We start from the raw sequence: 16,226 nt of genomic DNA, 5'->3' as shown, positions 1-16,226 counted from the left end.
CTCACATCCTGAACACGCCGAATTTTGTCTCCTCGATCTCGGCGTTGAGCGCGGCCGAAAGGCTGAGCGCCAGCACCTCGCGGGTCTTGGCCGGGTCGATGATGCCGTCGTCCCAGAGCCTTGCCGACGAATAGAGCGGGTGTCCCTCGTGCTCGTACTTCATCAGGATCGGCTTCTTGAATTTCGCTTCCTCCTCAGCGCTCCATTCCCCGCCCTTGCGCTCGATGCCTTCGCGCTTGACCACGGCCAGCACCGTTGCCGCCTGCTCGCCGCCCATCACCGAAATGCGGGCATTCGGCCACATCCACAGGAAGCGTGGCGAATAGGCGCGTCCGCACATGCCGTAATTGCCGGCACCGAACGAGCCGCCGATGATCACGGTCACCTTCGGCACCTTGGCCGTTGCGACCGCCATGACCAGCTTGGCGCCGTCCTTGGCGATGCCGCCGGCCTCGTATTTTCGCCCGACCATGAAGCCGGTGATGTTCTGCAGGAAAATCAGCGGGATCTTGCGCTGGCAGCACAGCTCGATGAAGTGCGCGCCCTTCAGCGCGCTTTCCGAAAACAGCACGCCATTGTTGGCGACGATGCCGACCGGCATGCCGCTGAGATGGGCGAAACCGGTGACCAGCGTGGTGCCATAATTCTGCTTGAACTCATCGAACTCGGAGCCGTCGACGGTGCGGGCGATTACCTCGCGCACGTCATAGGGCTGGCGCAGATCCGTCGGCACGATGCCGTAGAGTTCATGTGGATCGTGAAGCGGCGGAATCGATTTCTGCAAGGCCAGGCTTACATTTTTGTTCCGATTCAGGTTTTTGACGATACGCCGGCATATGGCCAGCGCATGCTCGTCGTCGAGCGCATAGTGGTCGGCAACGCCGGAAAGCCTTGTGTGCACGTCGGCGCCACCGAGGTCCTCGGCGGTGACGTCCTCGCCGGTGGCCGCCTTCACCAGCGGCGGCCCGCCGAGAAAGATGGTTGCCTGGTTGCGCACCATGATTGTCTCGTCCGACATCGCAGGCACATAAGCGCCGCCGGCCGTGCACGAACCCATGACGCAGGCGATCTGCGGAATGCCGGCGGCCGACATGTTGGCCTGGTTGTAGAAGATGCGGCCGAAATGATCGCGGTCGGGAAACACCTCGTCCTGGTTGGGCAGATTGGCGCCGCCGCTGTCGACCAGATAGACGCAAGGCAGATTGTTCTGCAATGCGATCTCCTGTGCACGCAGATGCTTCTTCACCGTCAGTGGATAATAGGTACCGCCCTTCACCGTGGCGTCATTGACGACGACCATCACTTCGGTGCCTTCGACGCGGCCGATGCCGGCGATGAGGCCGGCCGAAGGGATGTCCTCGCCATACATCGACCATGCCGCGAACTGGCCGATTTCGAGGAAGGGCGAGCCTGTATCGAGCAATTGGGCAAGGCGTTGCCGCGGCAGGAGCTTGCCGCGGGAGACGTGCCGCTCACGCGCCTCTTCCGCGCCACCGCCCTCGATGGCGGCGGCTTTTTCAGCAATATCGGCGACCAGCGCCCGCATGCGCTCGGCATTGGCGCGGAAAATATCGGAGGCGGGCGACATCTGCGAGGTGAGGGGGGCCATGGCGCTACCGGATCAACTCGATCTTGCAGCCGACATCGAGGTCGCCCCAATCGCGATCAGCGGTGACGGCAATGGCATTCTCGCGAATTGCCAGCGCCAGGCAAGCCCGATCGCCCAGCGACAAGCCGCGATGCCGCGTCAATTGGCGAAGCTGCCCGGCGGCGATGCCCATCGCGTCGTCGAAAACGGCGATCGGCATGCCGAGACTGGCGAGGTCGTCCGCAGCCTGTTCCATGCTGCGTCCCTTGTCGATCAGTTTGGCGATGATTTCGGCCGCATTGACCGAACTGCATTGTGCATCCGGCGCGAACCCCAAAGCATTATCGGTGCCTTGCTCGTTGAGCAGGATTGCGAGCGCCGCCGAACTGTCCATGACATAGGGCTTCATTTCGTCCGCTTTCCCGTCGTCCCTTCGGCGTGAAGACGGTCGAGACGCTTGTCGCTTCGACGCTGCTCTTCCCGTCGCTCTTTCAGAAATTCGTCGACGACGCTTTCACCGGGCTGTTTCAACGCTGACAATTCGGCCTGGACGCGTCGCAGATTCTGCAGCCACGATCTTACCCGCAGCTCGCCGTTCTCGACATGCAGGATCATATCCTCGCCAGGCTTCACGCCCATCTGCTCGCGCATCGCGGCAGGGATGACAAAGCGCCCGCCCTCGCCAAGCTTGACACGCTCGCGTTTCGCCGGAAGCCGAAACGGCGCTTTGCGAGCGCCAGCATCGAACCGTGCTTGCGGGTCTTCGTCAAATCCGGACTTTCCCGTTCTGCCAGCCATGGTCCGTCTCGCCTGTGTTGTGGCATATATTCCGAAGTGTGCCACATCGTGCGGCTTCTGGCAAAATCTCAAAAAGACGCCATCAGGCGCCCTCCACCATGATTTCCCGTCCGATCAGCCAGCGACGGATTTCGCTGGTGCCGGCGCCGATCTCATAAAGCTTGGCGTCGCGCAAAAGCCGGCCGGTCGGGTAGTCATTGATGTAGCCGTTGCCGCCCAAAAGCTGGATCGCGTCGAGCGCCATCAGCGTCGCCTTTTCGGCGGCGAAGAGGATGCAGCCGGCAGCATCCTTGCGGGCCGTCTCACCGCGATCGCAGGCGGCGGCCACGGCATAGACGTAGGCGCGCGCCGCGTTCATCGTCGCATACATGTCGGCGAGCTTGCCTTGCACCAGCTGGAATTCGCCGATCGGCTGACCGAACTGCCTGCGTTCATGCACGTAAGGGATCGCCACGTCGAGGCACGCTGCCATCAGCCCGACCGGGCCGCCGGCCAGCACGGCGCGTTCGTAGTCGAGGCCCGACATCAGCACCTCGACGCCGCGCCCTTCCTCGTGCAGCACATTATCGAACGGCACTTCGACATCCTCGAACACCAGCTCGCCGGTGTTCGAGCCGCGCATGCCAAGCTTGTCGAGCTTTTGCGCCACCGAAAAACCGGCAAAAGCCTTTTCGACGATGAAAGCGGTGATGCCGCGCGAATTGAGTTCCGGATCGGTCTTGGCGTAGACGACCAGCGTCTCGGCATCCGGCCCGTTGGTGATCCACATTTTGGTGCCGTTCAGCACATAGCGATCGTTGCGCTTTTCGGCACGCAGGCGCAGCGACACGACATCGGAGCCGGCACCCGATTCCGACATCGCCAGTGCGCCGACCTTTTCGCCGCTGCAGAGCGATGGCAGATACTTTTCCTTCTGCGCCTGCGTTGCCCAGCGGTTGATCTGGTTGACGCAGAGGTTGGAATGGGCGCCGTAGGAGAGGCCGACCGAGGCCGAGGCGCGCGAAATCTCCTCCATCGCCACGACATGGGCGAGGTAGCCCATGCCGCTGCCGCCGAAATCGGGATCGGCGGTAATGCCGAGCAGGCCGAGCCCGCCGAGCTCCGCCCACAGATGTGCCGGGAATTCGTTCGAGCGGTCGATCTCGGCGGCGATCGGTGCGATCTTTTCCTGGGCGAAGCGCCGCACCAGGTCGCGCAGCGCCTCGATGTCTTCGTCAAGCCCGAAGTTGAGCGTATGCATGTACATGCCGTTCCTCCCGGCGCACGATCCCGAAATCGGGATCATGCGCGAAATCAAGTTGCTAGAGCGTCCTTTGCGCGCCCGAATAGAGGCGCGGCGTCGTAGCTCGTTGACGCGCCATGGCTCTTTGCTCCAACAAGGCGCATTGTCATTGCTAGATATGTAGCGGTGACTTCGGCGATCGACAGCCGTTCGCCCGGCCGGAACCAGACGATGACGCCGGTCATCATCTGGATCAGCGCCATGGCGGTGAGCCCGGTGTCTTCGATGCTGAATAACCCCGCTTCGACGCCGTCGCGCAGGATGGCGCGCAGCTCCTTCTCGTAGGCCGTGCGCATGCGCAGGATCTGCGTGAGTTTTTCATGCGACAGGCTGCGCAGCTCCATGTTCGAGACATGGGTGGAGTGGCGGCGTGCGATATGGAAAGCGATGTGGTTTTCGACATAAGCGGCAAGCCGCGCTGCCGGATCGGCGCCGACAGGGCGTGTTGCGCACCACGCCTCGATCAAGCCTTCCATATGCTCACGCATCAGCATGAACAGAAGGTCCTGCTTGGTCGGGAAGTAGCGGTACAGCGCCGCTGCCTGGACGCCGACCTCGGCCGCCAACTGGCGCATCGACATCGCCTCATAGCCGAGACGCGCAATCAGGCTGACTGCCGCCTCGCGGACCGCAGCTTCGGTCTTCTCTCCGTCGGAACCGGTCGTACGCGCCATGACAAGCCGCCTTTTCGCGGAAAATAAAACAAACGTTCAATTAATTCAAGAGGCGCGTCCGGGCAGGGCAATGGCTTCAGATTTGCTCTATCTGCACCCTCGAGAACTTTGTGCGATGGAAGCGAATGAGCAGGACCATGCCTTGCTAGGCAACAATCCTGAAATCGGCCGACATGTCGCGAGCCTCGATCTCCTCGACATCGACCTTCGAAACCGCTGCCTCTGGCGGCCCTTCCCGAAGCCGTTCGATCATTGTCGAGACCGCCGCATCGGTCCCTGCAATCAAGGCTGTCACCGAGCCGTCAACTTCGTTGCGCACCCACCCGGCAAGGCCAAGCGCCGACGCCTCGCGCCGCGCCCAGACCCGGTAGCTGACGCCTTGCACCTTGCCGTAAATGCGTACCTGCACAGTCCGGTCGGTCATCACGCTCTCCATCCTCTGAGTCGAGTCTGGCGCATCGCCGTGCAAATTCAACAGCGTTGCCGCCGGTCAGCCACATAGGGCGAAGGCTCTTCAATTCCCCCGCGCTGCCGCCAGTGCGCCAGGCAGTTCCTCGGCAAAGATGTCGAGCTCGTGGTCGAGGCCGACACTGACCCGGATGCAGCGGTCGAGAACCGGCACCATCGGCTTGCGGATGAAGACGTCGCGTGACAACAGCGCCTGCAGCACTTTCAGTGCAAAGGCGCCGTCGCGGCCGCAGTCGATGGTGACGAAATTGGTCGCCGAAGCCAGCGGCTTCAGCCCGTTCGCTTCGGCTGTTGCGGCAATGCGTCGACGGCCGGCAGCGACCCGCGCCACCACGCTCTCCAGCCAGGCCTGATCGGCAAGCGCCTCGACACCGGCGATCTGCGCCATGCGGCTGACGCCATAGTGGTTGCGGATCTTCTCGAAGTCCCGAATCACCTGGGCCTCGGCCACCGCATAGCCGCAGCGTATGCCGGCCAGCCCATAGGCCTTGGAGAAGGTGCGCATGCGGATGACGTTCGGCCGCGCCATATCGATCGGCGGCAGCGCTGAGGCTGGCCCTAATTCGCCATAGGCTTCGTCGAGTACCAGCATCGTGGTCTCCGGCAAGGCTTCGATGAAGCGGCTGAGCTCGGCGGCTTCCCACCAACTGCCCATCGGATTGTCCGGATTGGACAGGTAGACCAGTGGCGCCTTTTCCTTGGCCACTGCCGCCAGCAGGCCGTCGAGGTTTTCCCGATCGTTCTCGTAGGGCACTGCGACCAGCCGGCCGCCGACGCCGGCAACATGAAAGTTGAAGGTCGGATAGGCGCCGCGCGAGGTCACCACCGCGTCGCCGGGCGCCACATACATGCGCGCCACCAGGCTGAGCAGCCCGTCTATGCCTTCGCCGATGACGACGTTTTCGGCGCCGACGCCGAGATGCCCGGCGGCAGCTATCTTCAAATCGTGATTATCGGGGTCGCAATACATCCACATGTCGCCGGCAATCTCAGCCATGCGGGCAATGACGCGCGGGGAAGGGCCAAAACTGCTCTCATTGGCGCCGATGCGGGCGCGAAAGGCGCGGCCGCGATCACGCTCCTGCGCCTCCGGGCCGACAAACGGCACTGTGGAGGGAAGCGCGTCGATGAGCGGCGTAAGGGGAGGGCGCATGGCAAAGGCTCGTTCGAAAAGGGGCCTTCTTGCTAGCCTGCTGGCTGGGCCTGCGCAAGTTCCAGGGCAGGCGGGAACTGTCGCATTAGGGCCTGATAAGAATTAGGATTGAAGGAAGCCGCTGGCGCGGCGCGCGGGTTTGCGGATGAGGGCTTCTGTTTTGAAGGATTGCGACTGTTGAAGCGCAATCTTGAGAACAGGACATGAAAGACGGCCGAGTTGAACCCTCTGCGCCGCCGCATATACATACATATCGCTCCGCACCTACAATCGCCCTCAGCGCTGGATCGACCGCGGGGATCAGCGCAAGTTGTGCCGGCTTGGGCTGTCGTACTCCCGTCGCATTCTTGCGATAGAGAGGGATGGTCGATCGATTTGCCGGCCGCGGATGAACCGGCGGAAATCTCGACAACCGAGGAAGCGGGCTTTGGCTCCGCTCTTTTTGTGCCCGCATTGTTCGCACAAGAAAAACCCGCCGGGATTGGCCGGCGAGCTTGAACGATTTGCCTGGAGGGCCTTAGTTGAACTTATACTTCGCACCGATACGGACGGTGTGGAAAGAAGGAGTGGTGGTGAGGACATCGCCCGGCCCCCCAAACTCCTCCAGAATATCCTTCTCGGCAAACTGCGAATAGCGATATTCGAGACCGACGGTTACGTTGTTGGTCACGGCCGCTTCCAAACCACCACCGACCGAGAAGCCGCTCGAGCCCCAATCGATGATGTCACCGATGGGTGAAGATGCATTCAGATCGAAATGCTGCCAGCTGTAGCCGCCAACCACGTAGGCGAGGGTCGATTCGTTGACTTTCAAACCGACCCGGCCCAGCACATCGAAGCCATAATCTGTGTCCAGATTGACGGATCCGCCGGGCACTTCCAGCTCCGTAGTCATGCCAGAGTAGCGAGCGTCAACCATGACACCCGCAACCCAGCTGCCGAAATCATGGTCGTAGCCGGCGTTCAATTCGCCAAATACGCCTTCGCCGCCGATACCGTTGAATTCCAGGTCGGCAAGCGGGGGAACGTTGATCTGATGCACCGACGCACCCGCGCCGCCCGCACCGCCGATGTAGAAGCCAGTCCAGTTGTAGGCAGGAGCTTCAAAAGACGCGACGCCGCCATTCTGGGCGCCAAAGCGGTAGTTGGCTGCAACCTGGAACGTATGCCGTGATGTGTCGGTGTCGAGAATGCCGTCCGGCACGCCGAATTCGGAAAGAATGTTCTCGGTGCCGAAGGCGGTATAGCGATATTCGGTTTTGATGGTCCAGTTGCTGTTGATGGCCGTTTCCATGCCGGCCCCGACGAAATAGCCGCTCTGGTCCCAGTCGAAATCAAAACCAGCATTCGTGTCGAACTTGTATTTCTGCCAGGAATAGCCGCCAAGCACATAGCCCAAGGTGTTTGGCGTGAAGAGGTAGCCTGCCCGCAAGCCAGCGTCGAAACCATAGGTCTCTTTGACCGACGCGTCGAACCCGGCGACATCAAGGGAGGTTTCGATGTTGCCGGCATGAGCGTCCAAAAGTCCGCCGATCAGGAAGCGCGGCGCCACCATGTAGTCGTAGCCAACTGTGAGTTCACCGTACACGCCTTCGCCACCAATTCCGTTGAACGACACGGGAAACAAGTCAGTGCTAAGCTTGTGGACGTTCGCCCCTGCGCCAACGCCAAAGCCGACATAGATGCCACTCCAGTTGAAGCCCGTCGTCTCGACCACCGGTTCGACCACGTCGGCGGCGTGGGCCACCGACCCAAGCGCCAGAATGGAAACTGCGCCAAGAAGAAGAGATTTAGCGGATTTCCTGCTGATCATTTGCCCCACCTTTAATAAACCCAGAATCCTCTTAGCATCGGGTCATTATGACGGCTGTAACAAAAAAGCCACAGGAAGGGCGCATTGTATGGAATGCCGGCAACGCCGGCTGTCGACTGCGAAAATTGCCTGTGAACAACCAAGGCGAAGGCTCCCGCTCCAGATCGACGCCGAAACTACATCTCATCGAAAACTTGTTCGCCAGGCTCAAAGGTTCCGAAGGCCGCAATGCGCAGCGAGAAAACGGATCAAAAATTCCCAGCAATGATCTACGCGGCGCCAAAGTCATCACTCACGTTGACTCTCAACAGGCCCTGGATTCCTTCAGCTCTTTTTGCTAGCGAGGCACGATGAGCAGCCGACTGCCGCCCGCCTTCTCCAAGCATCTTAAGGGCCGACCTGCGCCGAAAGCGGAACCGCCGAGGGTGAAGCCGCTGTCGCGTGCGCAAGCCGACGACATGCTGCTGAGGCAGGCGCTCGAACTCCAGCAAGCCAAACGGTTCCCGGAGGCCGAGGAGTTATGCCATCGCGTTCTCGCCCGCACCCGCAACCACCCGCTTTCGCTCTACATCCTCGGCACGTTGGGGCTCGGTGTCGATGACGAGTTGGCCTTGGAATATTTCGCGCGGGCGGTCGGCGAGGCGCCCACAAATCCTTATTTCCATCTCAGTCTGGGCGAGGCCTATCTGAAGGTCGGCGAACAAATGCCCGCCATCAGACACTTGCAGCACGCCTGCGAATTGAAGCCAGACCTGGTGCAAGCGCTTTGCCTGTTGGGGCGTGCCTATGTTGAGCTTGACGAGGCCGACATAGCTTTGCCGCTTTACGAGAAGGCGCTCAAGATCGACAGCAATAATGTGCTGGTCAGAACCGGTCTCGCCAGGGTGCTTACCAGCCTCGGCCGCATGGATGAGGCCACGACCTATTTGAAGGAGGCGATCGAGCGCCGGCTCGACGTGGGCGAGGCCTACAACGATCTGGTGCACACCCGCAAATTCGTTGATGAACCTGCCGAACTTGGATCTATTTTATCGGAACTTGCCAACCCGAAGCTTCCCTCAGAAGTCGCGCAGCTGCTCCATCACGCCGCCGGCAAAGTGCTGAACGACATTCGGCGCTATGAAGAGGCGATGGATCACTTCCAAAGAGCGAAAAAGGCGGCTGGCTACCATTTCGACCTTGAATCCTATCGTCACTGGGTCGATTCGATAATCGACTTCTTCACCCCGGAGATGCTGGCAGCCAGGGCCGGTTATGGAAACCCGTCGGAAGTGCCTGTGTTCATAGTCGGCATGCCGCGTTCAGGGACGACTCTGACTGAGCAGATATGCGCTAGCCATCCGGATGTTCACGGTGCTGGCGAACTTAACAAGCTGCGGCGAGCCGCGAATGGACTCGGTTTCACAAGTCGTTCGGCAGGAGCGTTACAGGAATCACTCACGACGCTGACCGCTGACCTGGCCAAGATGCTGGCGGAAGAACATTTGGCTTACCTGCGGGAGCGAGCTCCGGCCGCGCTTCGCGTAATCGACAAGAGACCTCATAATTTCGAGCTTATCGGTCTCATTGGCATTCTGTTTCCCAATGCCCGCATCATTCATTGCCGTCGCGATGCCATCGACAATTGCCTCTCCTGCTTTGCTCTGAACTTCACCGAGGCACACAGTTATAACGCCGACTTGAAGACATTGGGGCTGTACTACCGTGAATATGACCGCTTGATGCGACACTGGGACAAGATTTTTCCAGGACGTATTCTCGAAAGCAGCTATGAGATGCTGGTTGCGGATCAAGAGGCGCAATCGCGCCGTCTCATCGATCATTTAGGGTTGCCTTGGGACGATGCCTGCTTGCGCTTTTTCGAGAAGGACAGGTCGGTCAATACGCCCAGCCGCTGGCAGGTCCGGCAGCCGATCTACAGTTCCTCCATCAAGCGGTGGAAAAATTATGAAAACAAAATCCAGCCGCTGATTGATGCCTTGGGCGACTTGGCCGAACTTTGAATAAGTCCGGCGCGCTCGATAGGCCGATATCGATCGTTGCTGTCGAGACTGGTTGATCCTGCGGGCCAGCGCTTCAGATCGAACCAAGGATCTCCTTTTCTTTTGCGCGCCCGGCGGCAGGAATTGCAATTGACGTGCCCAGTTGCGGGCCGATCGCTGTTCAGCAGCCGCGTTTGCGCAATTGCGAGCGGCATCACCGGGTACGAAAAACCCGGCGGTGGCCCGCCGGGTTCGATTTCAGTCAGACTTGCCTGTTAGAACGAGCGCTGGAAGCGGAGCATGCCGCCGATGCTGTCCTTGTCGTCGGCATTGGTCCAGTTCCGATCGTAGGCTTTATCAAACTGGCCGTCGTGGGCCCAATCGACTTCGGCAGTGATCGTGAAGCCGGGAACGATATCGTAGGCGACGTTCGCGGCGACGCCGTAGTTCTTGTCGTCGTCAACCGACGCCTGGAGGTTGAACGAGGTCTTCTCGTTGATAGTGTAGGTGCCACCACCCCAGACGGCCCAGTTACCACCCCATTGCTTGTAGAAGTTGCGGTCGATGTTGTCGTCAGAGCCGTAGCCGGCCATTATGAACAGCGTCAGGTTCTGTATCGGCGTAACGTCGACGCGAACCTTGCCGGCCCACTCTTCCCAGGTGCTGTCATAGGCGGCGACACCGGTGATCGAGCCCCAGCCCTGCGTGTATTTGATACCGCCGACGACATACGGGACATAGCTGTCGATGGAATCATTGCCGCTGTTGCTGTCTTGGAAAACGCCAGGATCCGCATCGGCACTGCCCGAACCGGTTTCCAATGAAGCCACGGCCGAGAAGCCGTTGCCGGCGTCGAAGTAGTACTGGACGACATTGGTGTCGAAGCCGCCATAGGGAACCAGCGTATCCTGAATGACGTTGCCGGCGTAGCCGATGAACGTGTCGAAGGCCGATTCGTCCTTACCGACGCGCAAACCACCGAGCTGGATCCAGGCAAAGTTCAGCGAAACACTTGTGCCACCATTATAGTTGTCGTCGAGGTAATCGTTGTGGTTACCCCAGTTGAAGCGCGTCTCGGTGTAGGTCTTCAAGGTGCCGAGCTCGGTTTCCTGGCCGGTCCAGGTCTTCAGCGTGAAGCGGGCGTGCTTGTAGTAGGTATCCTGCGAGTCGCCATCCTGCTGATCAGTAGTCTTTGCACCGTCAAATGAGCCGACGTCACCGATGCCGATGTCATAGCGGACGTAGCCGCCGATGCGCAGGCAGGTTTCGGTGCCGGGGATGTAGAAGTAGCCAGCGCCGTAGACGTCGCAGATCTTGACGTATTCAGCGGGTTCCGGCTCGGCGACGACAACGGCGTCGGCGGCGCGCGCACCGGAAACTGCGATCAGTGCCGCAGCGGAGCCGAGAAGCAGGCTCTTGATGTTCATTTTCTGACCTCCAGTCAAAAGTTAAAAAACGGGTCTGGGTATTCTTTGCTGAAGGACAGCGTTCCCTGCCCCATCCCCACTACCGAAAAAGATGCGCACCGCGCCGCTCCTTCAAACCCGACATTACCCATGAGACGGCGGCGTTCAACCACGATCGTACCGGCAAAAGGTTTATGTCGGCGCTATCCCCCGGCGTTGTTGCACAAATGACACGATTTGGCCTCACTCCGAAAGCTCCCGTTAACCAAAAGCCTTTCGCAAGCCGTTGCAAACGGCGGATTCCGGCGATGGTCGGCACGAAATGTGACCATGGCCCGAGTCGCGAACCAGGGAATTGCCGCAGAATCGCCACATCGCTGGGCGCGCTTTGGCGAAGGGTCGATTTTTCAAGGATAATAGCGCAGGCTTGTTGATTGTGCCGGCGCTTTTCTTTATCCACCGGCGCAACGGAGAGGTGGCCGAGTGGTCGAAGGCGCTCCCCTGCTAAGGGAGTAGAGGTCAAAAGCTTCTCGTGGGTTCGAATCCCATCCTCTCCGCCATCCTGCTTCGCGCCGCGCGCTTCGCAGGACAAGTCCAGCGAAACCCTCTCCGCGCGAGGCAGGATGCCCTCCGAAGCCGTAGCGAAGGGGGGCCGCTAGCCCCGAAAACCCTGCTGCGCGCTTCGCAGGACAAGTCCAGCGAAACCCTCTCCGCGCGAAGCAGGATGCCCTCCGAAGGCGTAGCGAAGGAGGACTGCAACCCCTTGGAACGGTTGCAAAATCAGGTTGGCATATCCTTGCTGGCGAAGGAGGATGTACTCCGATGCCTTGGCGAGGGAGGGCCGGTTCGTGTGGTACGTGTACCTGCTGGAAAGCAAGACTGCGGAAGGCGAGCGCTTTATCGGTGTGACCTCGGACCTGAAGCGACGGATCTGCCGAGCACAACGCCGGAAAATCCAGCCATACGTCCAAATTCCGGCCGTGGCGGATCGTGACCTGTATCGCCTTCTCGAACCAAGCCAAGGCGACTTCATTCGAGCGTTATCTCAAATCCGGTTCCGGGCATGCTTTTGCCAGCAAGTGCCTCTGGTGAACATCTGCGGCTGCTCACATGATCGCGCAAAAATCAACGATTTTCCGAAATAATGTCGTAATCTCAGCTACTTACTGCATAAACACACGGCGCCAACTCCGCTCTTTTGTTCGATTCTGACTGGAGGTCAGAAAATGAACATCAAGAGCCTTCTTCTCGGCTCCGCTGCGGCACTGATCGCAGTTTCCGGTGCGCGCGCCGCCGACGCCGTCGTCGTCGCCGAGCCGGAACCCGCTGAATACGTCAAGATCTGCGACGTCTACGGCGCTGGCTACTACTACATCCCCGGCACCGAAATCTGCCTGCGCATCGGCGGCTATGTCCGCTATGATATCAGCGCTGGCCAGGCTGGCTCGTTCGACGGTGCGAAGTACACTGATCTTCTGGATCCCGACGATGTCAATGACGGCTACTATAAGCAGGCCCGCTTCACGCTGAGGACCTGGACCGGTCAGGAAACCGAGCTCGGTACCTTGAAGACCTACACCGAAACCCGCTTCAACTGGGGAACCGGTCACGACACCCTGGACGGCGAGATCGACCCTGGCTATTCTGCCTTCGGTAGCAGAGGCGTCTCGCTGAACTTCGCCTGGATCCAGCTCGGTGGCCTGCGCGTCGGCAAGGACGAGACAGCGTTTAATACGTTCAGCGGCTACGCCGGCAATGTCATCCAGGATACGATCGTCCCTTACGGCGGCTTCGACTCCAACGTGGTCCAGTACTATTTCGACGCCGGCAACGGTTTTTCGGCCGTGGCATCGCTGGAAACCGGTGAAGGTCATAATTACACCCCGGCTGTGGGTACGGCCGACGCCACTGGCGGCGGTTCGGATTCGATCGATAGCTACGTTCCCTATGTAGTTGGCGGTCTGAAGTGGACGCAGGGCTGGGGCTCGATCACCGGTGTTGCTGCCTATGACAGCAGTGCGGAAGAATGGGCCGGCAAGGTCCGCTTGGACATAACCCCGATGCAGAACCTGTCGCTGTTCATCATGGCCGGCTATGGTTCGGACGACAATCTGCCGCGCAACTACTACAAGCAGTGGGGCGGCAACTGGGCAGTTTGGGGTGGTGGCACTTACACCATCAACGAGAAGACCTCGTTCAACCTCCAGGCGTCGTACGACGATGCGCAGGAAGCTGGTGTCGCGGCTAACATCGCCTACGACATCGTTCCCGGCTTCACGATCACGGCCGAAGTCGACTATGCCCACAACAGCAATCATTTCACCGGCGACTACGGTGGCTATCGTTATAACTGGACTGGTATTGAGCCGGGCAAGAAAGATGCCGTCGGCGGCATCCTCCGCTTCCAGCGCTCGTTCTGAGGGCTGGGTCTATACAGGTGAAATCCAGCCCGGGCGCTCAATCGCCCGGGCTGTTTTGTTTTCGCGACTGGTCGCAAACAGAAGGAAAAGGGGGTTCGGTAGCTGAACAGGGTTGTGGAACGATGTCGTTGGGATCCGCCGCTGGTGGATGAGATCGGCCGCAGCGCTTAAAACTCTTGAAAGGGCACCGCCAAGCAGGTAGGTCTAGGCCTATCCACTCGGGGGTGTGGCGAATAATGACGAACGATGCGATTCAAGAGGGAGGAACCTCTGATCATTTTTCGATGTTTTCTTCTCAAACTGCAAAGATAAAATACAGCTACAACAAGATACGAGAAGTAAAGTCGCATAGGATCGGAGAACTTTTTTCAGCATACCGGGATATACTTTGGGATGACGGGCGGCATAAATACAATGTCAGCTCCTTCATCGGCGAGATAGACGAGATCCTCCTTGGGGAGCGTTTCAGCGCCTTTGACCAAAGCACCCTCGACAACCTTATCGGCACCTTGCGCCAGCGCGGCAACAGCAACGCAACCATCAACCGGAAGATGGCTGCCCTCAGCAAACTGCTGCGCAAGGCTTACAAGATGGGAGATATCCACAGCCTGCCGGAGTTCCGCCGCCAGAAGGAGCGGGCGGGACGGATTCGTTTCCTCGAGAGAGACGAGGAGGCCCGGCTGTTCGCCGCCATCAAGAGCCGCAGCGAGGACGCTTATCGGCTTTCCGTCTTTCTCGTCGACACCGGTTGCCGCCTCGGCGAAGCGCTGGGCTTGATTTGGAATGATATCCAGGAGCACCGCGTCAGTTTCTGGATCACCAAATCCGGCCGCAGCCGTACCATCCCGATGACCGAGCGGGTAAAAGAGGTGATCAAGCTGCCGGCGACCGAGGGCCGCCGGCCCAAAGGCCCGTTCACCAAGCTCAGCCAGGCGCAGTTTCGCGCCATCTGGAACGATGCCAAGGCCGAAGTCGGGCTTGGCGCCGACGATCAGGTCGTGCCGCATATATTGCGCCATACTTGTGCCTCGCGTCTCGTCCAGGGCGGCATCGATATCAGGCGTGTGCAGATGTGGCTCGGCCACCAGACGCTGTCGATGACCATGCGCTACGCCCATCTGGCCACCAACGATCTCGATGGCTGCGTCACCGTGCTGGAAACGCCTCGGTCCGGTGGCTCGGACATCGGCGGTGCAAGCGCTTTGTCTTCTCCACCTCCGGCGAGGCGAGAGCCAAAAAGCGAGCCGGCCGCAAGCAAGGCTCCAAAGCCCGCAAAGAGAAGCGCCAAATCCTGACGGATCTGACGTGAGATATCAGCCAGCCGCTCAGGGTTGCGCTGCCCCTCATTGCCCTGCCGGGCATTTCTCCCCGTATAGCGACGGGGAGAAAGGCGTCCTTGCGAAAGATTTCGCTAATCCCCAGCGTTGCAGACACCTCCCTTCTCCCGGTCGCAATACGGGGAGAGCGACTGTCTTGGCTGTCAAGCTGTTTGCCACGGTTTTTGATCCCGGACGATTGCGTTGAGGATCGTGAGAAGCTTGCGCATTGTGGCGACGACGGCGACGATCTTCGGCTTGCCGGCCTCGACCAGGCGGTCGCGGAAAGCCTTGAGCACGGGGTTGTGCCTGATGGCGACGAGGGCGGCCATGAAGAGGGCGGCGCGCACGTGGCTCCTGCCACCGCCAATGAAGCTCTTGCCACGCCATTTTCCGGACTGCCTCGTCCATGGCGCAAGGCCGGCGAGCGCGGCGATCTGGCGGCGGTCGAGGCTGCCCAGTTCCGGCATTTCGGCGATCAGGCTGCGGGCAACGACAGGACCGACACCCGGCACGGAGGAAAGCAGCTTTTCGTTGACCCGCCAGACTGGGGACTTGCGGATATGATCGTCCATGCCCGCATCGAGGCTTGCCAGCTCACGCCGAAGCGCGACGAGCAGCCGCTGGATGCTCTTTTGCGCCTGTTTCGCGATGACCGTGCGAGCACGGTTCTCCTCCGCCACGATCATCTGCACGATCTGACGCCGGCGGGCGACGAGCTCGGCCAGGGCCTCGGTTTCGGCGTCGCGCAATGGCCGCAATTGCGGCCTGGTCGCGGCGATGAAAGCGGCAATGACGGCGGCATCGATCGGGTCGGTCTTGGCCCGCTTGCCGAGTGCATTGGCATAGGCGCGCACCTGCGCCGGATTGACCACGACAATCGCCAGGCCGGCGCCTGCCAAGGCGGCGACCGCCAGTCTCTCGAAGCTGCCTGTCGACTCCAATCCGACAACGGCCGGCGAAAGGGCTGCCAGCCGCCGAACCAGATCCTCCACCCCGGCGTGGTCATTCTCCACCGAGAACGCCTCGCCCGACGGCAAAACATGCACGTCGAGCCGATCCTTGGAAACGTCGATGCCAACAATGATTTCCATCCTGTCCCATCCTTGCCTAATCGGGCTTCGCTTGCGGCCCAGGCGACTGTTCGGGTTCGATGGAACGGCGGACGAAGACCCTTGCTCTCCCACGGGCTCGATCACCCAAAGATGCTCCGGTCTCCCGTCCGCCACCGCACCTGCCTTCAGTTGTGTGCGTCAAGTTCTGCAAAATGGCGTGGCATTGCGTTGACGTCGGCGTGTCCGCCGCGCAGCCCCCGTGTTTAGCGGA

15 protein-coding genes and 1 tRNA gene are annotated in these 16,226 nt (G+C 60.2%); 6 read left to right on the top strand and 10 right to left on the bottom strand.

Translation table 11 applies throughout. From position 1 onward, the window contains the following. Position 1: 1 nt before the first annotated feature. The 8 genes from NKH41_RS23470 to NKH41_RS23435 all read right to left on the bottom strand — a co-directional run bounded on the left by NKH41_RS23470 (position 2) and on the right by NKH41_RS23435 (position 7,776). The gene (locus NKH41_RS23470; RefSeq protein WP_352540760.1) at positions 2-1,609 is read right to left on the bottom strand and encodes a carboxyl transferase domain-containing protein; all 1,608 of its coding nucleotides are present in this window, start codon (positions 1,607-1,609) and stop codon (positions 2-4) included. Between the two features lie 4 nt (positions 1,610-1,613). Continuing rightward, positions 1,614-1,997, bottom strand: coding sequence for a type II toxin-antitoxin system VapC family toxin (locus tag NKH41_RS23465; RefSeq protein ID WP_023677795.1), 384 nt, complete (start codon positions 1,995-1,997; stop codon positions 1,614-1,616). Next, on the bottom strand, positions 1,994-2,386 hold the full coding sequence (locus NKH41_RS23460; protein ID WP_352540761.1) for an AbrB/MazE/SpoVT family DNA-binding domain-containing protein: 393 nt from the start codon (positions 2,384-2,386) through the stop codon (positions 1,994-1,996). Before NKH41_RS23460 ends, NKH41_RS23465 begins: the two co-directional genes overlap by 4 nt. 82 nt (positions 2,387-2,468) lie before the next feature. Next, positions 2,469-3,632 (bottom strand): isovaleryl-CoA dehydrogenase, encoded by a 1,164-nt coding sequence (locus NKH41_RS23455; protein ID WP_352771720.1) that lies wholly within the window; start codon positions 3,630-3,632, stop codon positions 2,469-2,471. Between the two features lie 47 nt (positions 3,633-3,679). Further along, positions 3,680-4,342: a TetR/AcrR family transcriptional regulator gene (locus NKH41_RS23450; protein WP_352771721.1), complete on the bottom strand. Its 663-nt coding sequence runs from the start codon at positions 4,340-4,342 to the stop codon at positions 3,680-3,682. Positions 4,343-4,487: 145 nt separating this feature from the next. Further along, complete coding sequence (locus NKH41_RS23445) at positions 4,488-4,766, bottom strand: acylphosphatase (RefSeq protein WP_352771723.1); 279 nt, start codon at positions 4,764-4,766, stop codon at positions 4,488-4,490. Positions 4,767-4,856: 90 nt separating this feature from the next. Beyond that, positions 4,857-5,963 (bottom strand): pyridoxal phosphate-dependent aminotransferase, encoded by a 1,107-nt coding sequence (locus NKH41_RS23440; RefSeq protein ID WP_352771725.1) that lies wholly within the window; start codon positions 5,961-5,963, stop codon positions 4,857-4,859. A gap of 517 nt (positions 5,964-6,480) precedes the next feature. Further along, the gene (locus tag NKH41_RS23435; protein ID WP_352771727.1) at positions 6,481-7,776 is read right to left on the bottom strand and encodes an outer membrane protein; all 1,296 of its coding nucleotides are present in this window, start codon (positions 7,774-7,776) and stop codon (positions 6,481-6,483) included. 47 nt (positions 7,777-7,823) lie between these two features. Here NKH41_RS23435 and NKH41_RS23430 point away from each other — a divergent pair, with 47 nt between their 5' ends. Further along, the gene (locus NKH41_RS23430; protein WP_352771729.1) at positions 7,824-8,117 is read left to right on the top strand and encodes a hypothetical protein; all 294 of its coding nucleotides are present in this window, start codon (positions 7,824-7,826) and stop codon (positions 8,115-8,117) included. A 9-nt stretch (positions 8,118-8,126) separates the two neighbouring features. Beyond that, the gene (locus tag NKH41_RS23425; RefSeq protein ID WP_352771731.1) at positions 8,127-9,779 is read left to right on the top strand and encodes a tetratricopeptide repeat-containing sulfotransferase family protein; all 1,653 of its coding nucleotides are present in this window, start codon (positions 8,127-8,129) and stop codon (positions 9,777-9,779) included. Positions 9,780-10,033: 254 nt separating this feature from the next. Here the strand turns inward: NKH41_RS23425 and NKH41_RS23420 are convergent, their stop codons facing one another. After that, on the bottom strand, positions 10,034-11,185 hold the full coding sequence (locus tag NKH41_RS23420) for a porin (RefSeq protein WP_352771733.1): 1,152 nt from the start codon (positions 11,183-11,185) through the stop codon (positions 10,034-10,036). Between the two features lie 448 nt (positions 11,186-11,633). On the opposite strand from NKH41_RS23420, the gene NKH41_RS23415 reads away from it, so the two are divergent. The 4 genes from NKH41_RS23415 (at position 11,634) to NKH41_RS23400 (ending at position 14,879) form a co-directional block, all read left to right on the top strand. Further along, positions 11,634-11,724 (top strand) — tRNA-Ser (locus NKH41_RS23415). A gap of 288 nt (positions 11,725-12,012) precedes the next feature. Further along, positions 12,013-12,309 (top strand): hypothetical protein, encoded by a 297-nt coding sequence (locus NKH41_RS23410; RefSeq protein WP_502900221.1) that lies wholly within the window; start codon positions 12,013-12,015, stop codon positions 12,307-12,309. A gap of 81 nt (positions 12,310-12,390) precedes the next feature. Then, positions 12,391-13,584 (top strand): porin, encoded by a 1,194-nt coding sequence (locus NKH41_RS23405; protein ID WP_352771735.1) that lies wholly within the window; start codon positions 12,391-12,393, stop codon positions 13,582-13,584. 236 nt (positions 13,585-13,820) lie between these two features. Beyond that, positions 13,821-14,879, top strand: coding sequence for a tyrosine-type recombinase/integrase (locus tag NKH41_RS23400; RefSeq protein WP_352771737.1), 1,059 nt, complete (start codon positions 13,821-13,823; stop codon positions 14,877-14,879). 185 nt (positions 14,880-15,064) lie between these two features. Here NKH41_RS23400 and NKH41_RS23395 read toward each other — a convergent pair whose 3' ends face one another. Beyond that, positions 15,065-15,994, bottom strand: coding sequence for an IS110 family RNA-guided transposase (locus NKH41_RS23395; protein WP_352780255.1), 930 nt, complete (start codon positions 15,992-15,994; stop codon positions 15,065-15,067). Positions 15,995-16,226: the final 232 nt, after the last annotated feature.

This window comes from Mesorhizobium sp. M1169 (genome assembly GCF_040318345.1).
GTDB lineage: Bacteria > Pseudomonadota > Alphaproteobacteria > Rhizobiales > Rhizobiaceae > Mesorhizobium.
Note: the sequence above shows the minus strand (reverse complement) of the source record. Positions and strands in the feature narration are given on the sequence as shown.

Bases quoted from the DNA above. Each gene is read 5' to 3' on its own strand.
- NKH41_RS23420 (WP_352771733.1), bottom strand. From the start codon at position 11,185: ATGAACATCAAGAGCCTGCTTCTCGGCTCCGCTGCGGCACTGATCGCA.
- NKH41_RS23435 (WP_352771727.1), bottom strand. From the start codon at position 7,776: ATGATCAGCAGGAAATCCGCTAAATCTCTTCTTCTTGGCGCAGTTTCC.
- NKH41_RS23395 (WP_352780255.1), bottom strand. From the start codon at position 15,994: ATGGAAATCATTGTTGGCATCGACGTTTCCAAGGATCGGCTCGACGTG.
- NKH41_RS23455 (WP_352771720.1), bottom strand. From the start codon at position 3,632: ATGTACATGCATACGCTCAACTTCGGGCTTGACGAAGACATCGAGGCG.
- NKH41_RS23425 (WP_352771731.1), top strand. From the start codon at position 8,127: ATGAGCAGCCGACTGCCGCCCGCCTTCTCCAAGCATCTTAAGGGCCGA.
- NKH41_RS23470 (WP_352540760.1), bottom strand. From the start codon at position 1,609: ATGGCCCCCCTCACCTCGCAGATGTCGCCCGCCTCCGATATTTTCCGC.
- NKH41_RS23430 (WP_352771729.1), top strand. From the start codon at position 7,824: ATGACGGCTGTAACAAAAAAGCCACAGGAAGGGCGCATTGTATGGAAT.
- NKH41_RS23460 (WP_352540761.1), bottom strand. From the start codon at position 2,386: ATGGCTGGCAGAACGGGAAAGTCCGGATTTGACGAAGACCCGCAAGCA.
- NKH41_RS23400 (WP_352771737.1), top strand. From the start codon at position 13,821: ATGACGAACGATGCGATTCAAGAGGGAGGAACCTCTGATCATTTTTCG.
- NKH41_RS23450 (WP_352771721.1), bottom strand. From the start codon at position 4,342: ATGGCGCGTACGACCGGTTCCGACGGAGAGAAGACCGAAGCTGCGGTC.
- NKH41_RS23445 (WP_352771723.1), bottom strand. From the start codon at position 4,766: ATGACCGACCGGACTGTGCAGGTACGCATTTACGGCAAGGTGCAAGGC.
- NKH41_RS23405 (WP_352771735.1), top strand. From the start codon at position 12,391: ATGAACATCAAGAGCCTTCTTCTCGGCTCCGCTGCGGCACTGATCGCA.
- NKH41_RS23465 (WP_023677795.1), bottom strand. From the start codon at position 1,997: ATGAAGCCCTATGTCATGGACAGTTCGGCGGCGCTCGCAATCCTGCTC.
- NKH41_RS23440 (WP_352771725.1), bottom strand. From the start codon at position 5,963: ATGCGCCCTCCCCTTACGCCGCTCATCGACGCGCTTCCCTCCACAGTG.